Annotated in this window: 12 protein-coding genes; 10 read left to right on the top strand and 2 right to left on the bottom strand. The window is 63.9% G+C overall.

The features are described 5' to 3' along the window. Positions 1 to 2 precede the first annotated feature (2 nt). Both ACLQ7E_RS15295 and ACLQ7E_RS15290 read right to left on the bottom strand, forming a co-directional pair. Positions 3 to 1,409 (bottom strand): aromatic ring-hydroxylating oxygenase subunit alpha, encoded by a 1,407-nt coding sequence (locus ACLQ7E_RS15295; protein ID WP_411733439.1) that lies wholly within the window; start codon positions 1,407 to 1,409, stop codon positions 3 to 5. A 229-nt stretch (positions 1,410 to 1,638) separates the two neighbouring features. Further along, positions 1,639 to 2,805, bottom strand: coding sequence for an FAD-dependent monooxygenase (locus tag ACLQ7E_RS15290; protein WP_411733438.1), 1,167 nt, complete (start codon positions 2,803 to 2,805; stop codon positions 1,639 to 1,641). A 199-nt stretch (positions 2,806 to 3,004) separates the two neighbouring features. On the opposite strand from ACLQ7E_RS15290, the gene ACLQ7E_RS15285 reads away from it, so the two are divergent. From ACLQ7E_RS15285 to ACLQ7E_RS15240, 10 genes are all read left to right on the top strand, one after another. Beyond that, entirely contained in the window at positions 3,005 to 3,940 is a 936-nt protein-coding gene (locus ACLQ7E_RS15285; protein WP_411733437.1) for a LysR family transcriptional regulator, read from the top strand. 152 nt (positions 3,941 to 4,092) lie between these two features. Continuing rightward, entirely contained in the window at positions 4,093 to 5,235 is a 1,143-nt protein-coding gene (locus tag ACLQ7E_RS15280) for an alpha/beta hydrolase family protein (protein WP_411733436.1), read from the top strand. A gap of 274 nt (positions 5,236 to 5,509) precedes the next feature. Then, entirely contained in the window at positions 5,510 to 6,508 is a 999-nt protein-coding gene (locus ACLQ7E_RS15275; protein ID WP_411733435.1) for a VOC family protein, read from the top strand. Positions 6,509 to 6,607: 99 nt separating this feature from the next. Further along, positions 6,608 to 7,861, top strand: a complete 1,254-nt coding sequence (locus ACLQ7E_RS15270) for an MFS transporter (RefSeq protein WP_411733434.1) — start codon at positions 6,608 to 6,610, stop codon at positions 7,859 to 7,861. Positions 7,862 to 7,922: 61 nt separating this feature from the next. Next, on the top strand, positions 7,923 to 10,052 hold the full coding sequence (locus ACLQ7E_RS15265) for a hydantoinase/oxoprolinase family protein (RefSeq protein WP_411733433.1): 2,130 nt from the start codon (positions 7,923 to 7,925) through the stop codon (positions 10,050 to 10,052). Next, on the top strand, positions 10,049 to 12,325 hold the full coding sequence (locus tag ACLQ7E_RS15260; RefSeq protein ID WP_411733432.1) for a hydantoinase B/oxoprolinase family protein: 2,277 nt from the start codon (positions 10,049 to 10,051) through the stop codon (positions 12,323 to 12,325). The genes ACLQ7E_RS15265 and ACLQ7E_RS15260 overlap by 4 nt, the downstream gene beginning before the upstream one ends. A gap of 1 nt (position 12,326) precedes the next feature. Next, entirely contained in the window at positions 12,327 to 13,265 is a 939-nt protein-coding gene (locus ACLQ7E_RS15255) for a 3-keto-5-aminohexanoate cleavage protein (RefSeq protein WP_411733431.1), read from the top strand. A 3-nt stretch (positions 13,266 to 13,268) separates the two neighbouring features. Beyond that, entirely contained in the window at positions 13,269 to 13,667 is a 399-nt protein-coding gene (locus ACLQ7E_RS15250) for an acyl-CoA thioesterase (RefSeq protein ID WP_411733430.1), read from the top strand. Positions 13,668 to 13,815: 148 nt separating this feature from the next. Continuing rightward, the gene (locus ACLQ7E_RS15245) at positions 13,816 to 14,973 is read left to right on the top strand and encodes a sugar ABC transporter substrate-binding protein (protein WP_411733429.1); all 1,158 of its coding nucleotides are present in this window, start codon (positions 13,816 to 13,818) and stop codon (positions 14,971 to 14,973) included. Continuing rightward, a complete protein-coding gene (locus tag ACLQ7E_RS15240) occupies positions 14,970 to 16,493 on the top strand; it encodes a sugar ABC transporter ATP-binding protein (RefSeq protein WP_411733428.1) in 1,524 nt (507 codons plus the stop codon). Before ACLQ7E_RS15245 ends, ACLQ7E_RS15240 begins: the two co-directional genes overlap by 4 nt. The last annotated feature ends 47 nt before the right edge of the window (positions 16,494 to 16,540 follow it).

Genomic DNA, 16,540 nt, shown 5'->3' with positions numbered 1-16,540 from the left:
CGCTAGTTCTCCTCGGTGGTCGTGGTCGATGCGGCGCCGGCCTGCGGTTCGCCGCGCATGACCTTGAGCCAATGGCGGTAGAACTCCAGCTGGCTGTGCTCGCCGTAGCCGGTCGGGCGTTGGATGCCGGGGCCCTTCCAGTCCGGATTCGGCGACTGGTCGACCTCGGAATTGTTGCCCTGCTGGAAGTTGAAACTCATGCCCTGCTTCCGTGCCCACGGGCTGGCGGCGGCGCGGGGGATTCCCTCCCAGGCAACTGTGTCGTCCTGTTCGAAGATGCCGGCCGAACCGAACACGAACTGGCCCGTGGTGTAGCTTTCCTGGACCTCTTCCGGGGTCTGGAAATCCCAGACGAACTGCCAGCTCCACAGCTCGATTTCGCCGGGTCCAATGGGCTGCCACTGCCGGAAGCTCGTGACCACGGAGATCGGTCCGCCGGGGACTGCCGGGGTCGCGAACCGGATCATGGACAGGTTCGGGAAGATGGTGCCCACCGTGGGTGGTTCGTGGTTGACCATGTTCAGCTGGGCCTCGTCAAGGACCGAAAGATCAAATTGGGACTTGATCTCCTCCGGGTAGCCCCACAGGGTAAACCCGGGGTGGATGGCCTTGGTCCACGCATGTCCGACAAAATTGTGGCCATTGCCGAAGTGGTAGGCCCGGGCGATCTCGCACGAGTTTTCCAGGCCCTGGGAGACGTGGATTTCCTGGGTGCCCCAGTGCAGCACATCGATGTGGTAGACGTCGCCGGAGAAGTTCTCGGCCGCGGTTTTCCAATCGGCCTTGACCTTGTAGCGGTCGGGTGGACCTGCCACGCGCATCCCCCGGGGATGCAGGCCGACGATGGCGTCGAGCATCCACCCGGCACCGGCCAGGTATTCGTCCAGCGGTGGGACATCGGCGGACAGGGACGCGAAGATGAAGCCTTGGCGCGTGTCCACCTTGGGGGCGCGCATCAGGCTCCAGTCGTCGGGATCCAGCCGCTCGCCGTAGGCGTCCTCCATGTGCGGGGTGCCCACGAGCTGACCCTTGTTGTTGTAGGTCCAACCGTGGTACGGGCACTTGAAGAACCGTGCGTTGCCGCTGTCCGTTTGGCAGACCTGGGTGCCTCGGTGGCGACAAAAGTTCGACAGGACGTTGATGCCGCCCTTGCCGTCACGGGTCACGATCACCGGATCCGTCCCGATGCGCCGCTGCACGAAGTCGCCGACATTGGGAATCTCGGTCTCGTGCGCGACGAACACCCAATTATTGGTGAAGATCCGGTCGATCTCGGCCTCAAAAACCGTTTGGTCGTTGAAGATCTCGGCAGGCACGAGGTCTTGTGCGAGCTTTGCTTCGACCCTGTCCAGGATCGCGTCGAGCGCACCCGGCGCGGTTGCCTGAGGAAAAGTATTTGTCTGAGTCATGTCCCGCTGTCTCCTTCGACATGTGGTGGCTGGTCCGCCACCCGAAAGTCCCCTGCGATGCATTACTCCGGTCGGTGATGACGATCACATCGCTTGTTGTTTGATCAGCTTAGGGAGAATTGACTATCACCGGAAGTGAATGTTAGTGATGTCTGGCATCATTCAAATCAATTACTGATCTTGTGTCCCGGCCGCCCGGGCTGAAGCGCGAGAGTGAAACGGGAGCGCCTTAAACGCTGCGGAACGGGCGGTTGAGTTGCGCCTCGACGAAGGCTGCCCTCCCTGGAAGGTGGGCGCGCAGATCGTCCGCGAATTGCGGGAGACTGTCGGCGGTGACGGCCATCTCCGCCATCAAAATTCCATGGGAAACTTCCTGGACCAGCTGCGTCCGGGGCGCGCGGAGTGCGGTGACCGCGGCAAGGGACTCCTCGACGGGCCGATCGACCGAGAGCTCATCGGCAAGCACCACCGCATCCTCCAGTGCCATGGCGGCACCCTGGGTGAGGTTCGGGGCCGAAGCGTGGGCGCCATCTCCGAGCACGATGGCTCGGCCCCGGTGCCACGGGGGAGGCAGGTGGACTTCGCTCAGCGGGCTGTAAACGATTCCGTCCCGCGGAAGCATGGAACTCAGGGTGGCAATGATTCCTCCGTAGCCGGCTAGCCGCCGGCCAAGAAGCCGGCCGAAATCGGCGGGCTCATAGCGGGCCGCTTGTGGTTCGGCGCTGACGTGAAGGAGATACATGTGAGTCGGTGACAGCGGAATGAGGCCGGTGTTTGAACGATCGCCGTGGAAAAGCTGGGTATGGCCGACCGATGCCGGCCTCGGCAGCATGGCGCGCCAAACGGCGTAACCGGTGTAGGTCGGTTCGTGTGATTCTCCGAAAAGGCGGCGCCGCATGGGGGAGCGAATGCCGTCAAAGGCGGCGATGGCGTCGAACCTGCCGCGGGTGCCGTCGGTGAACTGGACCTCGACTTGGTCGCCTTCGTCGAGCAGGTGCTCGACGGTGGTTCCATATCGAATGGTGGCTCCGTTCTCGAGAGCGGCGCGCGTGAGGATTTCGTGCAGTGCGGATCGGCTCAGCGCGTTGTTTGGCGGTATGTGCCCTCCGCCGAGGTGGCACAAGGTCTCCACGATCGGTGAACCCTGCCAGTCGAAGTGGGTGTTCCGATCGTAGGCAAATCCCGCGTCAAGGCATTGCTCGAGGACGCCGAGATCATCGAGGGCGCGCAACGAATTGCCGGGTTGGTTGATGCCCACCCCGGCGACGGAGCTGTCCGGCTTGAGCTCAATGACATCCACCGTCCAGCCTTTGCGCCCCAGGGCCACGGCGGCACCGAGTCCGCCAATCCCCGCCCCTATCACGAGACATTTGCGTAGCGACAATGTGTTCACCATTTTCAGTTTGTGTTTCCCGGATCTGGAACGTAGTTGGTACTCTAGGCGCGGTCATCGGGTGCCGGAACGCAGACGCCGTCAATACGAGAAATTGCCCTGATCGATAGCGGGACCGCCAGCTTTCCCGGTCCCGGGGGAGGGTGTTCCGCCCTCCGCGCGGTTTCGACCTGCATCCCCACCTTTTGAAAGGCCGCGCATCATGGCGAAAAACCTGGCCAACATGGATCTGAACCTGCTGGTGGCCCTCGACGCGTTGCTGGCCGAGCGGAATGTCACCCGCGCCGCCGAGCGACTTCTGGTGGGCCAATCGGCCATGAGCTCGACGCTGGCGAGACTGCGGCGGCTTTTTGACGATCCGCTTCTGGTCCGAGAGGGCAGGGGGCTGATCGTGACGCCGCTCGCCGAGTCCCTGATTGCCCCGGTGCGCCAAGCGCTGGGAATCATTGAATCCGTGCTCACGGTGCGCAGCAGTTTCGACCCCGCCGTCCACCATCGGACCTTCACGATCAGTGCCAGTGACTACGTCACGCTCGTATTGCTCAGGCCCCTGATCGAGAAGTTGGCCGAGGAGGCGCCGAATGTTCGGGTCACGATCATCCCGGTTTCCGCGGGGGACTACACGGAAGACTTGAGGAGGGAACAAGCTGACCTGCTCATCGTTCCGGGAGAGCTCTTTCCCCGGCAGGCCGGCTATGTGCAGGCCCCGCTGTTTTCCGACGCGTATGTCGTCGCCGTGGACGCGGAGAATCCCGATGTCGGCAATGAGATCGACATCGAGAAATTCAGCACGTTGCCGTACCTCGCGTATCAATCCGGTGGCCGGGCTTCCCTGGTGGATCTCCAGTTGGACCAGTTGCAGATCCAACGAAACGTGGAGGTGACGGCCCAGTCGTTCCTGATCGCACCTTTGCTCCTGCGGGGGACCCGACTGATCATGCTGGCCCACCGCCAATTGGGGCTTCTTCTGGCCGAACAGCATCGACTGCGATTGCTTGAACCTCCGATGGAGTTGCGGAGGTTGGAACAGGTAATGGTTTGGACCCCGCGCCACAACACCGATGCCGGGCACGAGTGGCTGCGACTGAGGCTTTTGGACGTCGCGCGTGAGCTTGGAGGGAGTGCGCAGGAAAGATGATTGTGGGATCTAGCATTGATTTCATCAATGCCAAGCATTCCGCTTGGGCCACTTCCGGGCCTCGCGCCCAACGCCCTAAAGTCCGAAGGAGAAACGTCGCGCACGGACCAGCAGTCCTGCGGCGTCCGGATCCTTGCAGAGAGGCGTTTGCCGTGTTTGAAATCTTTCCCGAGAAGTATGTGTGGAATCTGTCGGCCAACATTGCGCTAAGCAGCGGTGGGGAAATCGAAGAAATCCTGGAGGCGTGCCGCCCGCTCGCCGAGGCCCAAGAGCGCGGTGAGGAACCCGGTACCGAGGACTTTTTTGATTCATGGCAGGCGGTGGCCGACCGACAGGTTGAATTGGCTAACGAAAACATTGGCGAAGGACGCGAACTCAGCGCCGCCACCCGCCTGCGCCGGGCGGCAATCTACTACCAGATTTCCGAGCGCATGCAGAGCCGGTGGTTCACCCCCCGCGAGGGTGCGTACAAGAAGATGCTCGACGCGTTCGCCGACTCCGTGCGCCTCGGCCGGGACAACTGCGAAATTGTCGAGGTGCCTTATGGCGACTCGATGATTCCTGCCCTGTTTGTCCGTGCCGAAGGCGTTGACGGCCCGGCACCCGTGATGGTGCATTGCAACGGCTTGGACAGCAGCAAAGAGATGATCTATTGGTCGGGGATTGGCCAGGAGCTGGCCCGCCGCGGAATCTCAACACTCATGGTTGACCAGCCGGGTACGGGTGGCGCCCTGCGCTTGCAGGGCCTGACTGCCATCCACGACAGCGAACGTTGGGCCTCGGCCTGCGTCGACTACTTGGAAGGGCGCGATGATGTCGACGCCAAGAGAGTCGGGATGATGGGCTGGTCGCTGGGCGGATACTTCGCGCCGCGCGCGGCAGCCTTCGAAAAGCGCTTCAGTCTCTGTGTGGCCTGGGGTGCCAACTACAACTGGGGAGAACTGCAAAAACGCCGCCTCAACCGCGAGGGCGACCGCCCAGTGCCCCATTACTGGGACCACGTCCTCTGGGTGTGGGGGTATGAGAACGTCGACGAGTTCATGGAGTTCGCTCCCAAGATGACATTGGAGGGTGTGGTTGAGCGCATCACCGTTCCCTTCCTGGTCACCCACGGACAAAACGACCGCCAGATCCCGCTGGAGTATGCGCAGGCGCAATATGACCACGCAGTCAACAGCCCCAAGCGCGAGTTGAAGATCTTCACGCCCCGGGAGGGCGGTGTCGAGCATGTGAGTGCGGACAACCAGCCGGTGGCCACGAACTTCATTTCCGATTGGGTGTCCGAGAACATTTAGCCATCTTGGTCGGGCACCTGCCCGGCGCCGTGAGCCCCGTGCCGCTGTTCCCGCATCCCGCGGGAACCTCTGGTGCGGGGCTCGTTGTGCTGCCCGAAGGAGTTGGCTCTGGTGATGATCGATCTATTCAGTATTGATTCCATCAATGCCAACCATGCGGTTTTGGTCCCTTCCGGGGCGTTAGTGATCTGGGCGACAGTTGTACCAACGCTCGAACGAAGCGCATCAACCGCCAGGAATGCCGGCGGAAAAACCACTGACCAGGAGAACACCCGTGGAAAAGCTCCTCTCCCACATTGCCCATCTTGAGATCGCCAGCCCGGATGTAGAAGCCTCTGCCGAGTTCTACGAAAAGCATTTCGGCCTGCGGATCGTCGATCGCATCGACGGTGCCGTCTACCTGCGCTGCTGGGGCGACCACTACCGCTACAGCCTCGTGGTCCGCGAGGGTGCCGCTCCCGCACTGACCCGCATGGCATGGCGGACACAGAGCGCCGAGGCACTCGAGGTGGCCGCCGCACGCGTCCAGGAATCCGGCATCGAGGGCACCTGGGTCGACTCCGGCAACGGCCACGGACGCGCCTTCGAATTCGTTGGTCCCTTCGGGCACCCCGTGCGCCTGCTCTGGGAGCTGGAGCGGTTCGAGGCCGAGTCCGAGTTCGCATCAATCTACCCCGACCGTCCGGAGAAGCGTTCAAGCCACGCGGCCGCCCCGCGCTTCCTGGACCACGTGACCATTGCCAGCACCGACGTTGACGGCTTCGCCGAGTGGCACCGCGACGTCTTGGGCTTCCGGTTGATGGCGCGCACCCAGCTGGACGATACCAACGTCAGCGTGTTCTCGGTGCTGACCACCAACGAGAAGTCCCACGACCTCGGAGTGGTCCTCGACCACTCCACTACGCCCGGCCGCGTGAACCACATCGCCTTCTGGGTCGACACGCACGAGGAGCTGCTCATCACGGCAGACGTGTTGATGGAGAACGGCACACCGATGGAGCACGGCCCCGGTGTGCACGGCATCGGCGAGCAGCAGTACCTGTACTTCCGCGAACCGAGCGGCCTGCGCGTTGAACTGAACTCCGGCGGCTACCGGAACTACGTGCCGGACTGGGAAGCCAACACCTGGACGCCGAGCGCCGGTGGCAGCAACTTCTACCGCAACGCACCGATTCCCGACTCGATCTTCCAGTCCTTCCCGGCCGCGAATGGATTGACGGCGACCGAAGAAGGCATCCACCCGGACATGTACGCAGCCCTGGTCATTTCCTAACCGCCTGGATGCTGCGCCGAGAACGCCAGAAGTGCCGGCGCAGCATCCACCAGCAAGTCCTTCACCGCACCATTCCCCACAAACTTCCCTGGAGAAGCCATGGCAAGCAACAGCCCCTATGCAGAATTCCGGACCGGGTGGCCGACACTGTTGTCGGTGACCGTCGGGTCGGCCGTCGGCGTGACAGCACTCTTGTTCTACAGCCTCGGTTCGTTCACCGGATCGCTGAATGCGGAGTTCGGCTGGAGCCGGGCGCAGGTCTCATCGTCCTTCCTGTACACAACCATCGTCCTGGCCTTGATGGCAGCACCCCTGGGCTGGATGTTGGATCGCTTTGGGCCGCGCCGCGTTGCCTTGGTCTCCGTTCCCGGACTGACGATCACCCTGCTGCTGTTGGGCAGATTTGACGGCAACCTGACGACCTTCCACTTGCTTTTCGGCCTGGCCGGGTTGCTCGGAGCCGGAACCACCTCGGTGGTCTACACCAAAGCACTGAACTCCAGGTTCTTCGCCAAGCGGGGAATGGCCCTGGGCATCAGCCTTGCCGGCCTGGGGGTGGCGGCGCTCGTCCTGCCCGCTTTTGTCACCACGATCGTGCAGCCGTATGGATGGCGGGCTGGCTTCCTCGCCCTGGCCGGATTGTCGCTGCTGGTCATACCGTTCGTGTTCTTCGGCTTCAAGACGGACCCGGCCTCACCACATGCGCCGCTGCAGAACGTGGGCGCCACCCGGCGGGAGGCACTTCGCTCACGCACCTTCTGGATGTTGCTGGCTGGATTCCTGCTGGTGGGCGGCTCCGTCCCCGCCATCATCCCCCACCTCGTTCCGCTCCTGACGGACGCGGGCATGGCTCCGCAAGCCGCAGCCGGCATCGCCGGACTTGTCGGTCTCGGCGTGATCCTCGGGCGCCTGTGCATCGGCGCACTTGTTGACCGATTTCACGCCCCATTCATCGCCGCTCCATTATTCCTGCTCACCGCCGCCGGATGCCTCCTGCTGTTGTGGGGCGGGGCCTCCATGGCTCCGGTCGCGGCCTTTATGGTGGGCCTCTCCTTCGGGGCCGAGGCAGACCTCATTGCATTCTTCTGCGGCAACTACTTCGGCCTCAAAAGCTACGGCTTCATTTACGGGTTGATCTACGCGGCGTTTTCGGTGGCCATTTCGATCGGCCCGATCTGGGCCGGCGCGTTCTTTGACCGGACAGGCAGCTATGACGGAGCACTGATCACGGTCGCGGTCCTCCTGGCTGCAGGGTCCGGCATCGTGCTTCTGCTTCCCCGCGAACAAGCCTTCGCACGCAATCGGGACATGGCGGAACTGCCCGAAACCGTTCGGGCCACCACCCAAGCCTGAGTCATTCCCGCGCCGCCCAACCCCCACTAAACCCAACGATATTCACGAGGAGCGATTGACCTTGACACTCACCACAGATATTCCCGGCACCTTGCCGGATGAGACCACCCATGGCTGGAGCATCGGCACCGATGTGGGCGGAACCTTTACCGACCTCTGGTTGCGATCGCCGTCCGGCGAATCGTACGTGTGCAAGTCCCCGACCACTGCAGACGTTGTCACCGGGGTCGTCAACGCGGTCCATCTGGCCGCCGACCTGGCGGGGCTGGGCACCCAGGAACTCTGCGCGAAGGTGCAGCGGTTCGGGCACGGCACCACCGTGGGACTGAATGCGCTGCTTACCGGCCGCTCCGCCAAGACCGGGTTGATCACCACCCGCGGCTTTGGCGATGTGCTGGAGATCGGCAGGCTGCGCCGCGGGACCGCCAGCCTCAAGGGCATGGATCTGGGCGACTACTTCCTGCGCGGCCAGGTTCCGCCGCTGGTTCCCCGCGAACTCGTGGTCGAAGTCAACGAACGCGTGGATGCCAATGGCAACGTGCTCACACCCCTGGATCTTGCCTCCGTGGAACAGGCAGCGGAAATCCTGAAGGCCGAGGGCGTTGAAGCGGTGGCAATCTGCCTGCTCTGGGCCACCGAACGCCCGGAACACGAACAGGCTGTTGCCGAGGTCGTGGCCCGCATCCTCCCCGAGGCCTTCCTGAGCATGTCCCACGTCATCGCGCCCTCGGTGGGCGAGTATGCACGGGCATCAACCACCACCGCCAACGCCGCCCTGGGTCCCATCGCCGGACATTACCTGTTGAAGCTGGAGCGCGAGTTGCGCGAACTGGGCATGACGGCGCCCATCATGATGACCACCAGCGCCGGCGGCGTTGTGCCTGCCGCGGCGATCACTTCCTCCCCGGTCAACGGGCTACTTTCCGGCCCCGCGTCGTGTGTGGTGGCCGGACAATCCCTGGGCAAGGAACAGGGCCTGCCCAACATCCTCACCATGGATGTCGGGGGTACCTCCTTCGACGTCGGCGTTGTGGTCCAGGGTGTACCGCTGCTGCGCGAGGCAGTGACCTTTGGCGGCGCGGACATGCGCGTGCCGTCGGTTGACATCGCCAGCGTCGGCGCCGGAGGAGGCTCCATCGCCTCGGTCGACGGCGGAATTCTCAGCGTCGGCCCACGCAGCGCAGGCGCCACGCCTGGACCCGTCTGCTACGGCAAGGGCGGAACCGAACCGACCACCACGGATGCCGATCTGGTCCTTGGCGTGCTTGACCCGGAAGCCTTCTCCTCCGGCGGCATCATCCTGGACCGGGATGCAGCCGCACGCGCCATCGAGGAACAGGTGGGCCGTCCCCTCGGACTGAACGCGGTCGAGGCCGCACGGGCCATTCGCATGGTTTTTGACACCACCATGTCCGACCTCTTGCGTTCGGTCACCATTGAGCGCGGCCACGATCCACGCGAATTCACGCTCGTAGCCGGTGGCGGATCGGGCCCATCGCACGCCTGGGCGCTCTGCCGCGAACTGGGGATGGAAGGGTTCCTGGTCCCGGCCACGGCCACCGCCCAATCGGCGTATGGTGCAGGCACAAGCGACCTGAAGACAACGTCGTCGCGAACCAGCTACATCCGCCTTTCCAGCGGTCTCACGCCGCAGGCGGAGCATGCACAAACTCTGGCCCATGCACTTGCCAGCACGTCCACGGCGGTCTTGGACTCGGTGCCGGATCCGGATCACGCGACGCTCACCCACTCCGCTGCCGTTCGCTACCACGGCCAGGCCAATCACCTGGATGTTTACCTGCCCCAAGCACCCAACGCGGGTGACGTCACCCAGATGCTCTCGAGGTTCGAGGCGGACTACGAACTGCTCTTCGGGGCAGGTGCGGGTTTCCGCGAGGCCGGGTTCGAGATCCTTTCGGTGCGCTCGATCGCATCGCGCTCCACCCCGGCCCAGCCCTCGGCCTCCAACGGAGAACTCTTCGAGGAACTTGGCGTACGGCAAGTGGTCTTCGAGGATCCCGATGTTCCCGAGGCCACCCGCATCTATTCCTGCCGCTGGCCAGCCGGTGGCCAAACGGTCTTTGGGCCGTGCCTCATCAATCTGCCCGGCTGCGTCGTTGTGGTGCCGCCGAACGGCTCCGCCGCAACCGACGACGCCGGAGTCATCCATGTGAAAGTAGGAATCCTGTGAGCACCCTCAACCTCAACGACGCACCGGCCATCTCGACCGCATTCTCCGGAACCGATGCGGTAACTGCCCAGATCGTCCGCAGCCGGCTGGTGGCCATTACCGACCAGATGAGGGTGGCACTTCAATCGGTCAGTGGCAGCCCCACCGTGACCGAGGCCAGCGACTTCTTCACCGGCTTGTACCTGCCCGATGGCTCCTTCGCCACCATGGGACACCAGGTCACCTTCGAGGCGCCTCCCGTCGGCGCGCTGATCCGCCACCTGCTCTCGAGCAACATGAAGCTTCGAGACGGCGACCGCATCATCGGCAACGATCCCTTCATCGGAGCCCTGCACCAAAACGATGTGCAGATGTGTGCGCCGCTGGTCGTGGACGGGGAAATCATCGCCTGGGCCGGGGTCATGGCCCATGAGACCGACATGGGTGGCATGGACTTCGCCTCATGGTCCCCCAAGGCCAAGGAAATCTGGCAGGAGGGACTGCGGATCCCCGCCGTGAAGTTGGTGGACGGAGGGGAACTGCGTCAGGACGTGCTGGACATGATTCTGGCCGCCACCAGGCTTCCTGCCCAAGTGGGCCTGGATATCCGGGCATTTATCGCCACCTTGAACGTCGCCTCGGAGCGTCTCACCGAGCTGTGCCACCGCTACGGCACCGACGTGATCCAGGGGGTCATGGTCTCCATGGTGGCCGACTCCGAGCAGCGCATGCGCCAACGCCTGCTGGAGATCCCCGACGGCGTGGTGCACACCCGGGATTTCCTGGAACACGACGGCCATACGGACAAGCTCTACACCGTGGACCTGGTGGCCACCAAGAAGGGCGATTCCCTGCACCTGGATTTCTCCGGCTCCTCGCCGCAGGCCCAGGGGTTCGTCAACTGCTCCCGGGCAGGCCTCATGGGAGGCGTGGCGGGCGCACTGATTCCCACCCTGGGATTCGGGCTTCCCTGGAACGACGGGCTGCTGCGCCCGGTGGAGGTCTCCGCCCCCGATCGCTTGATCTGCACTGCCATGGCTCCGGCCCCGGTCGGCAGCGCGACGGTTGAAACCATCTGGGTGGTCAGCAATGTTGTTTCAGCTGCCCTGAACCGGTTGCTGCTTGCCACCCCGGAGCACGCACAGCGCGCCCAGGGCGTCAGCAGCGGCACCATGGCCACGTTCAACCTCAGCGGCATCAACCAGTACGGCGAGAAGTTCGGGCTGCACCTGATGGACCCGCTTGCCGGCGGGTTCGGGGCATTCAACGCACACGACGGCCAGGACGCGGCGGGCCCGATCAATGCACCCTGCCCGTCGATCGCCGACGTGGAGGTCAACGAGCAAAAGACCCCGCTGGTTTACCAATACCGTCGTCTGGCGCAGGACACCGGCGGTGCCGGCAGGCGCCGCGGCGGTGTCGCAGCGGAAGTTTCCTTGACGGTCTCCATTCCGGAGGCCGAGGCCCTTGTGATGACCCACGGCGTCGAGGTCCCCAACTCAACGGGTCTCTCCGGCGGCCTGCCCGGCGGAACCATCGCCCAGTGGTTCGCACCGGGGTTCCTGAACCGTAATGATCCTTCCGCAGAGCTGAATGATTCGCTGACGGTGCCCGGCGGCTTCACCGACCTGGGGTCAAAGCCCGGCGCCTTCCCGATGCGGGACACCGATGTTTTTGCGGTGACCTGGCAGGGCGGCGGCGGAATCGGGGATCCGTTGGACAGGGATCCCGCCGATGTCCTGGCCGATGTGCGCCGTGGCGTCGTGAGCGTGGACGCCGCGTTCCAGACCTATGGCGTTGACCTCATCGATGCCCGGACCGGTCGCCCGACCGGTTGGGACGCAACGGCCACCGCTGCCACCCGCCGCGGTATCCGCGCACAACGCCTCGGTGTTGCCGCCGAGACCCTTCCGCTGGAAGCCTCCCCGGTGGGCCCGGAAATCGCTCCGGCGGGCCTGGAAGCCGGTGAGCGCTGGCTCCCGCTGGGTGACCGGCTGCGTGCCATCGTCTCGGATTCCGGGGAATGGCGCGTGCAGACTCTGTCGGGTGCCGTCCTGTCCACCGGATCCACCAAGTGGCGTGAGGGTGCGGTGCGCTACGAATTGCCGTTGCCCGAGCGCGTGGGCAGATCGCTGCATCGTGATCTTGCCGTCGTGGGGTGGCTGTGTCCCGTCAGTGGAGCGTTGCTGGCCGTGGACATCCATTTGGTCGCAGAAGAACCCTTCCACGATCTCGATCTCGACCTAGGCTCCGACATCACCGTCGGGCTGGCACTGAACACCAAGGAGAACTGACATGGCCAAGAACTCACCTTTCGGTCCCCGCAAGGTCATCGTGACCGTCGCCCCCACAGGCGGCATGGCCACGAAGGACAAGGTTCCCAATCTCCCGGTCACTCCCGAGGAGATTGCCAACGACGTGGTCGCCTGCTTCGAGGCCGGTGCCAGCGTGGCCGCCATCCATGCCCGTCGCCCGGACGGATTGGCAACATGTGAACCGGAGACCTACAGCCGGATCAACTCGTTGATCCGTTCGCGCTGCGACATCGTGCTGAACAATTCGACCGGCGGCGGTATCCACGGCGACATGATCCACCAGCTGGACAACGGGCTCTGGGAGATCGACTTCAACGAACGCATCAAGGGACTCGATGGGGCAGGGGCGGAGATGTGCACGCTTGACGCACATACGGTCTGCGCCCACGGCGGTGGCCGGGAACTGCTGGTGACCACCACGCCTTCGCGCTCGCGCTGGCTCGCCGAGCAGATGAAGGAACGCGGCATCAAGCCGGAGTGGGAAGTGTTCAGCATCGCCCACATCATCCAGGACGTCACCGAATTGATCGAGGACGGACTGGACGAGGCCCCGTATTTCATCAACATGGTCCTCGGCGCCCACCAAGGGTTCCAAGGTGCCCTTCCGTACACGCCCAAACTGCTCCAGTCCATGGTCGAACATCTCCCGGAAGGGTCCATCTTCAACGTCAGCGCCATTGGCCCGGTCCAGCTTCCGGCCACCGTCCATGCCCTGCTGCTTGGCGGCCATGTGCGCGTCGGCCTTGAGGACAACCTGTTCTATGAAAAGGGCGTGCCGGCCACCAATGTGGCGTTGGTTGAGCGCATGGTGCGCATCATCCGCGAACTGGGCATGGAACCGGCAACGCCGGCCGAAGCCAGGGTACTCATGGGCCTGCCTGCGCTGGACCGGGCCGCCGCCAACGCGGTGGCGGGCTAATCCATGGAGAATCCAAAAACCTTGCGCGGAGATAGCACCGTCGCCTGGGTTGATACCGATGCATCGGGCCGGATCCACTTCACCGCCGCCTTCCGCTGGGTCGAGGCAGTGGAGCACAATGCCTACCGCACGGCCGGGTTGGGGGAGCACATCCAATCACTGCCCCGTATCAACGTTGCTGCCAGCTATAAACGGCCGCTCACCGCGGGGGCCCAGATTGGCATCGAGCTGCGTCCGACCCGGATCGGCAACACGTCGATCGGTTATGAATGGACGATCCGTCACAACGGTGTGCCCTGCATTGAAGGCAACTACACCGTGGTCCACGTCGGGTCCGAGGGAACGCCAGAGGCCCTGCCCGGCCAGCTGCGCGCGTTGCTGACGGAACAGGTAGCCGGCTAGGAAATCGAAGGGCGTACCCGGCACGCCAACCGATCCCAAAAATGCGAGGGCGCCCCATGGGTGCCCTCGCCCAAGGCCATGCAAAGACCTTGCATGGCTGATTGCACCAGTCACACCATCTGTTCAACGACGAACAAAGGATCCAATGATGCACAAGAAGATTTGGCTCGCAGCGACGCTTACCGCCCTGGTACTGGCCGCCGCAGGCTGCAGCAGCCCAGGGACGGCACAACCAACAGGGCAGGCGAGCGGTGCGGGCACCAACTTCGCCACGATCGCGGACGCCGACTTCGCCGGAACCAGCGGGAAGGCCCCGACAACCGCCGTCACGACGGAGCCCGGCCAGAACGTCTGGATACTCTCCTGCTCCCAAATGTCCGAGGGCTGCGCAACCGTCAGCTCGGCCGCGACCGAGGCGGCAGGGCTGCTCGGGTGGAAATCCACGGTCTACGACGGTGCTTTTGGCGCCGGTGGCGCGTACCCCACGGGCGTTCGCCAGGCCATCGCTGCCAAGGCCGACGCAATCATCGTAGTCAGTGTCGACTGCAACCTGATCCAGGCGCCGTTGCGCGAGGCCAAAAGGGCAGGTATCCCCGTGGTCCAGGCATTCTCCTTTGACTGCGACGATCCGCAGGTCGGAGGCGATGCCCTGTTCACCGCCTCCATGAAGATGACCGAGGAACACCCGGATCTCGCCGGCTGGATGCAGCAATGGGGTGCGGCCAAGGCCCGGTGGCTCATGGCCGAAACCAACGGCGAGGCCCGGATCATCAACACCGTCTTCGATGGCAAGATCCTGGGCAACCACGCCAACAAGGGCTTCACCGAGCAACTCGCCGAATGCGGCAACTGCGAAATCCTCGAGGATGTCCATGTCGCAGACTCGGACATCGGCTCTGGTGTCCTGCGCCAAAAGTTCTCTTCGGCCTTGACCGCCAACCCGACGGCGAACGCCACCAATGCACTCTTCGATGGATGGATGAGCGCTTCCGGCCTCGCCCAGGCGATCAACTCCTCGGGAAGGAGCGCCACGATCGCCGCCATGGGCGGAGAGGGGCTCAAGCCGAACATGGGCTTCATCAAGGACGGCCGGGGGCAAAGCGCGGCCGTAGCCTATGACGCACAATGGCTCGGATGGGCCACCGTGGATGTGCTGGCCCGTGCCCTAGCCGGAGCGGAACAGCAGATCCAGGGCCTTGGATGGCAAACGGTTGACGTCGACCACAACACCCCCGAGGGGGAAAGTGCCTACACATCGACCTATGACTTCCGGGCCGACTACCGAACCGCCTGGAATGTGAAGTGAAAACGCCCCGTCTTGCCCTGCGAAACCTGCGCAAGGCCTACGGGAACACGATTGCCGTGGACTGCCTGGACCTCGAGATCGGTGCCGGTGAAGTCCATGCGCTCTTGGGCGCCAACGGGTCGGGGAAATCCACGGTGGTCAAGATCCTCGCGGGCGTGGTTACCTCCGACGCCGGGACCATCTCCCTGGACGGCCAGGAACTTGCGGCACGGGACGTGACCCCGAATGCCTCAAAACTCCTGGGGTTGCGCTTCGTCCACCAGGATCCCGCGGTGTTTCCCACCATGTCCGTCATGGAAAACCTGGCCCTCGGGCACGGGTACCCAACAACGCTCAAACGCGTGTCATGGTCGGCCCTGCGGCAGCGGGCAACCGCATTGATAGAGCGTTTCGACCTTGACTGCGCGCCAGAGACAAGGCTCGGCAGTCTTGGACCTGCCCAACGGACCATGGTTGCCATTGCCCGGGGGCTGCAGGACGAGCTCGACGACGCGGATGCCGGGCGCTTGTTGGTCTTGGACGAGCCCACCGCGTCCTTGTCCGCCACGGAGGCCGACCACCTCCTTGCCTATATGCGGGCACTGGCGGACAAGGGAACCTCGATCCTCTACATCACCCACAGGCTCCACGAACTCGAGCAGGCCGCCGACATGGTGACCGTCATGCGGGACGGCGCCAAGGTCCACACCGGAGCCTACGGCCCCGACTCCCTCGAAGTGCTGACAGAGCACATCGCAGGACGGGCCTTGGGCGAGGTTTACCCGAGCGCTGCAGCAGAACCGGCTGGACCGCTGCTGAGCGTCGACGGGCTGTCCGCGCCTGGGCTTGCGGGGATCTCCTTCACCGCACGTGCCGGTGAAGTGCTGGGCATCGCGGGGTTTCTCGGAAGTGGGCGCAGCCATCTGCTGGAATGCCTTTTTGGTGCATCCCCGCGCGCCGGGACCCTCACCGTTGACGGGGTTCACGTCCCGGCCGGTGACATCGCTGCGGCAATGGACGCGGACATGGCGTTCGTTCCCGAAGACAGGCTCGGCATGGCGGGATTTGCGGATCTGTCGCTGAGGGAAAATCTCTCGGCCGGCCAGATACGCCGCTACTGGCGGAAGCTGTGGCTCGACCTCGGCCGGGAGAAAGCCGATTCATCGGAATCCTTGGCCGAATACCTGGTGAAGGCGGATTCCCAGGACCAGCTCTTGACATCGCTCTCGGGCGGAAACCAACAGAAACTGATCATGGCCAGGTGGCTGCGCAGGTTCCCGAGGGTCATGCTGCTGGACGAACCGACCCAAGGCGTCGATGCGGGAGCCCGCCGCGAGATTTACCGCATGATCCGATCCCGGACGGACGGCGGAGCGACGGCTCTCGTCGTCAGCTCCGACTTTGAGGAACTGGCGAAACTCAGTGACCGCGTCTTGATCCTCAGCAACGGCCGCATCATCGATGAAGTATCCGGAGACAACCTGACGGCCTCTACGTTGACCCGTCTTTGCTTCACTACCGACGAAAGCAGGACCGCATGACCATCACCTCGACAGCGTCCGATCAGCGGAAACCTGTTCAACGTCCG

Origin of the sequence: Paeniglutamicibacter sp. (assembly GCF_046714615.1) — a bacterium.
In the GTDB taxonomy this organism is placed as follows: domain Bacteria; phylum Actinomycetota; class Actinomycetes; order Actinomycetales; family Micrococcaceae; genus Paeniglutamicibacter.
Note: the sequence above shows the minus strand (reverse complement) of the source record. Positions and strands in the feature narration are given on the sequence as shown.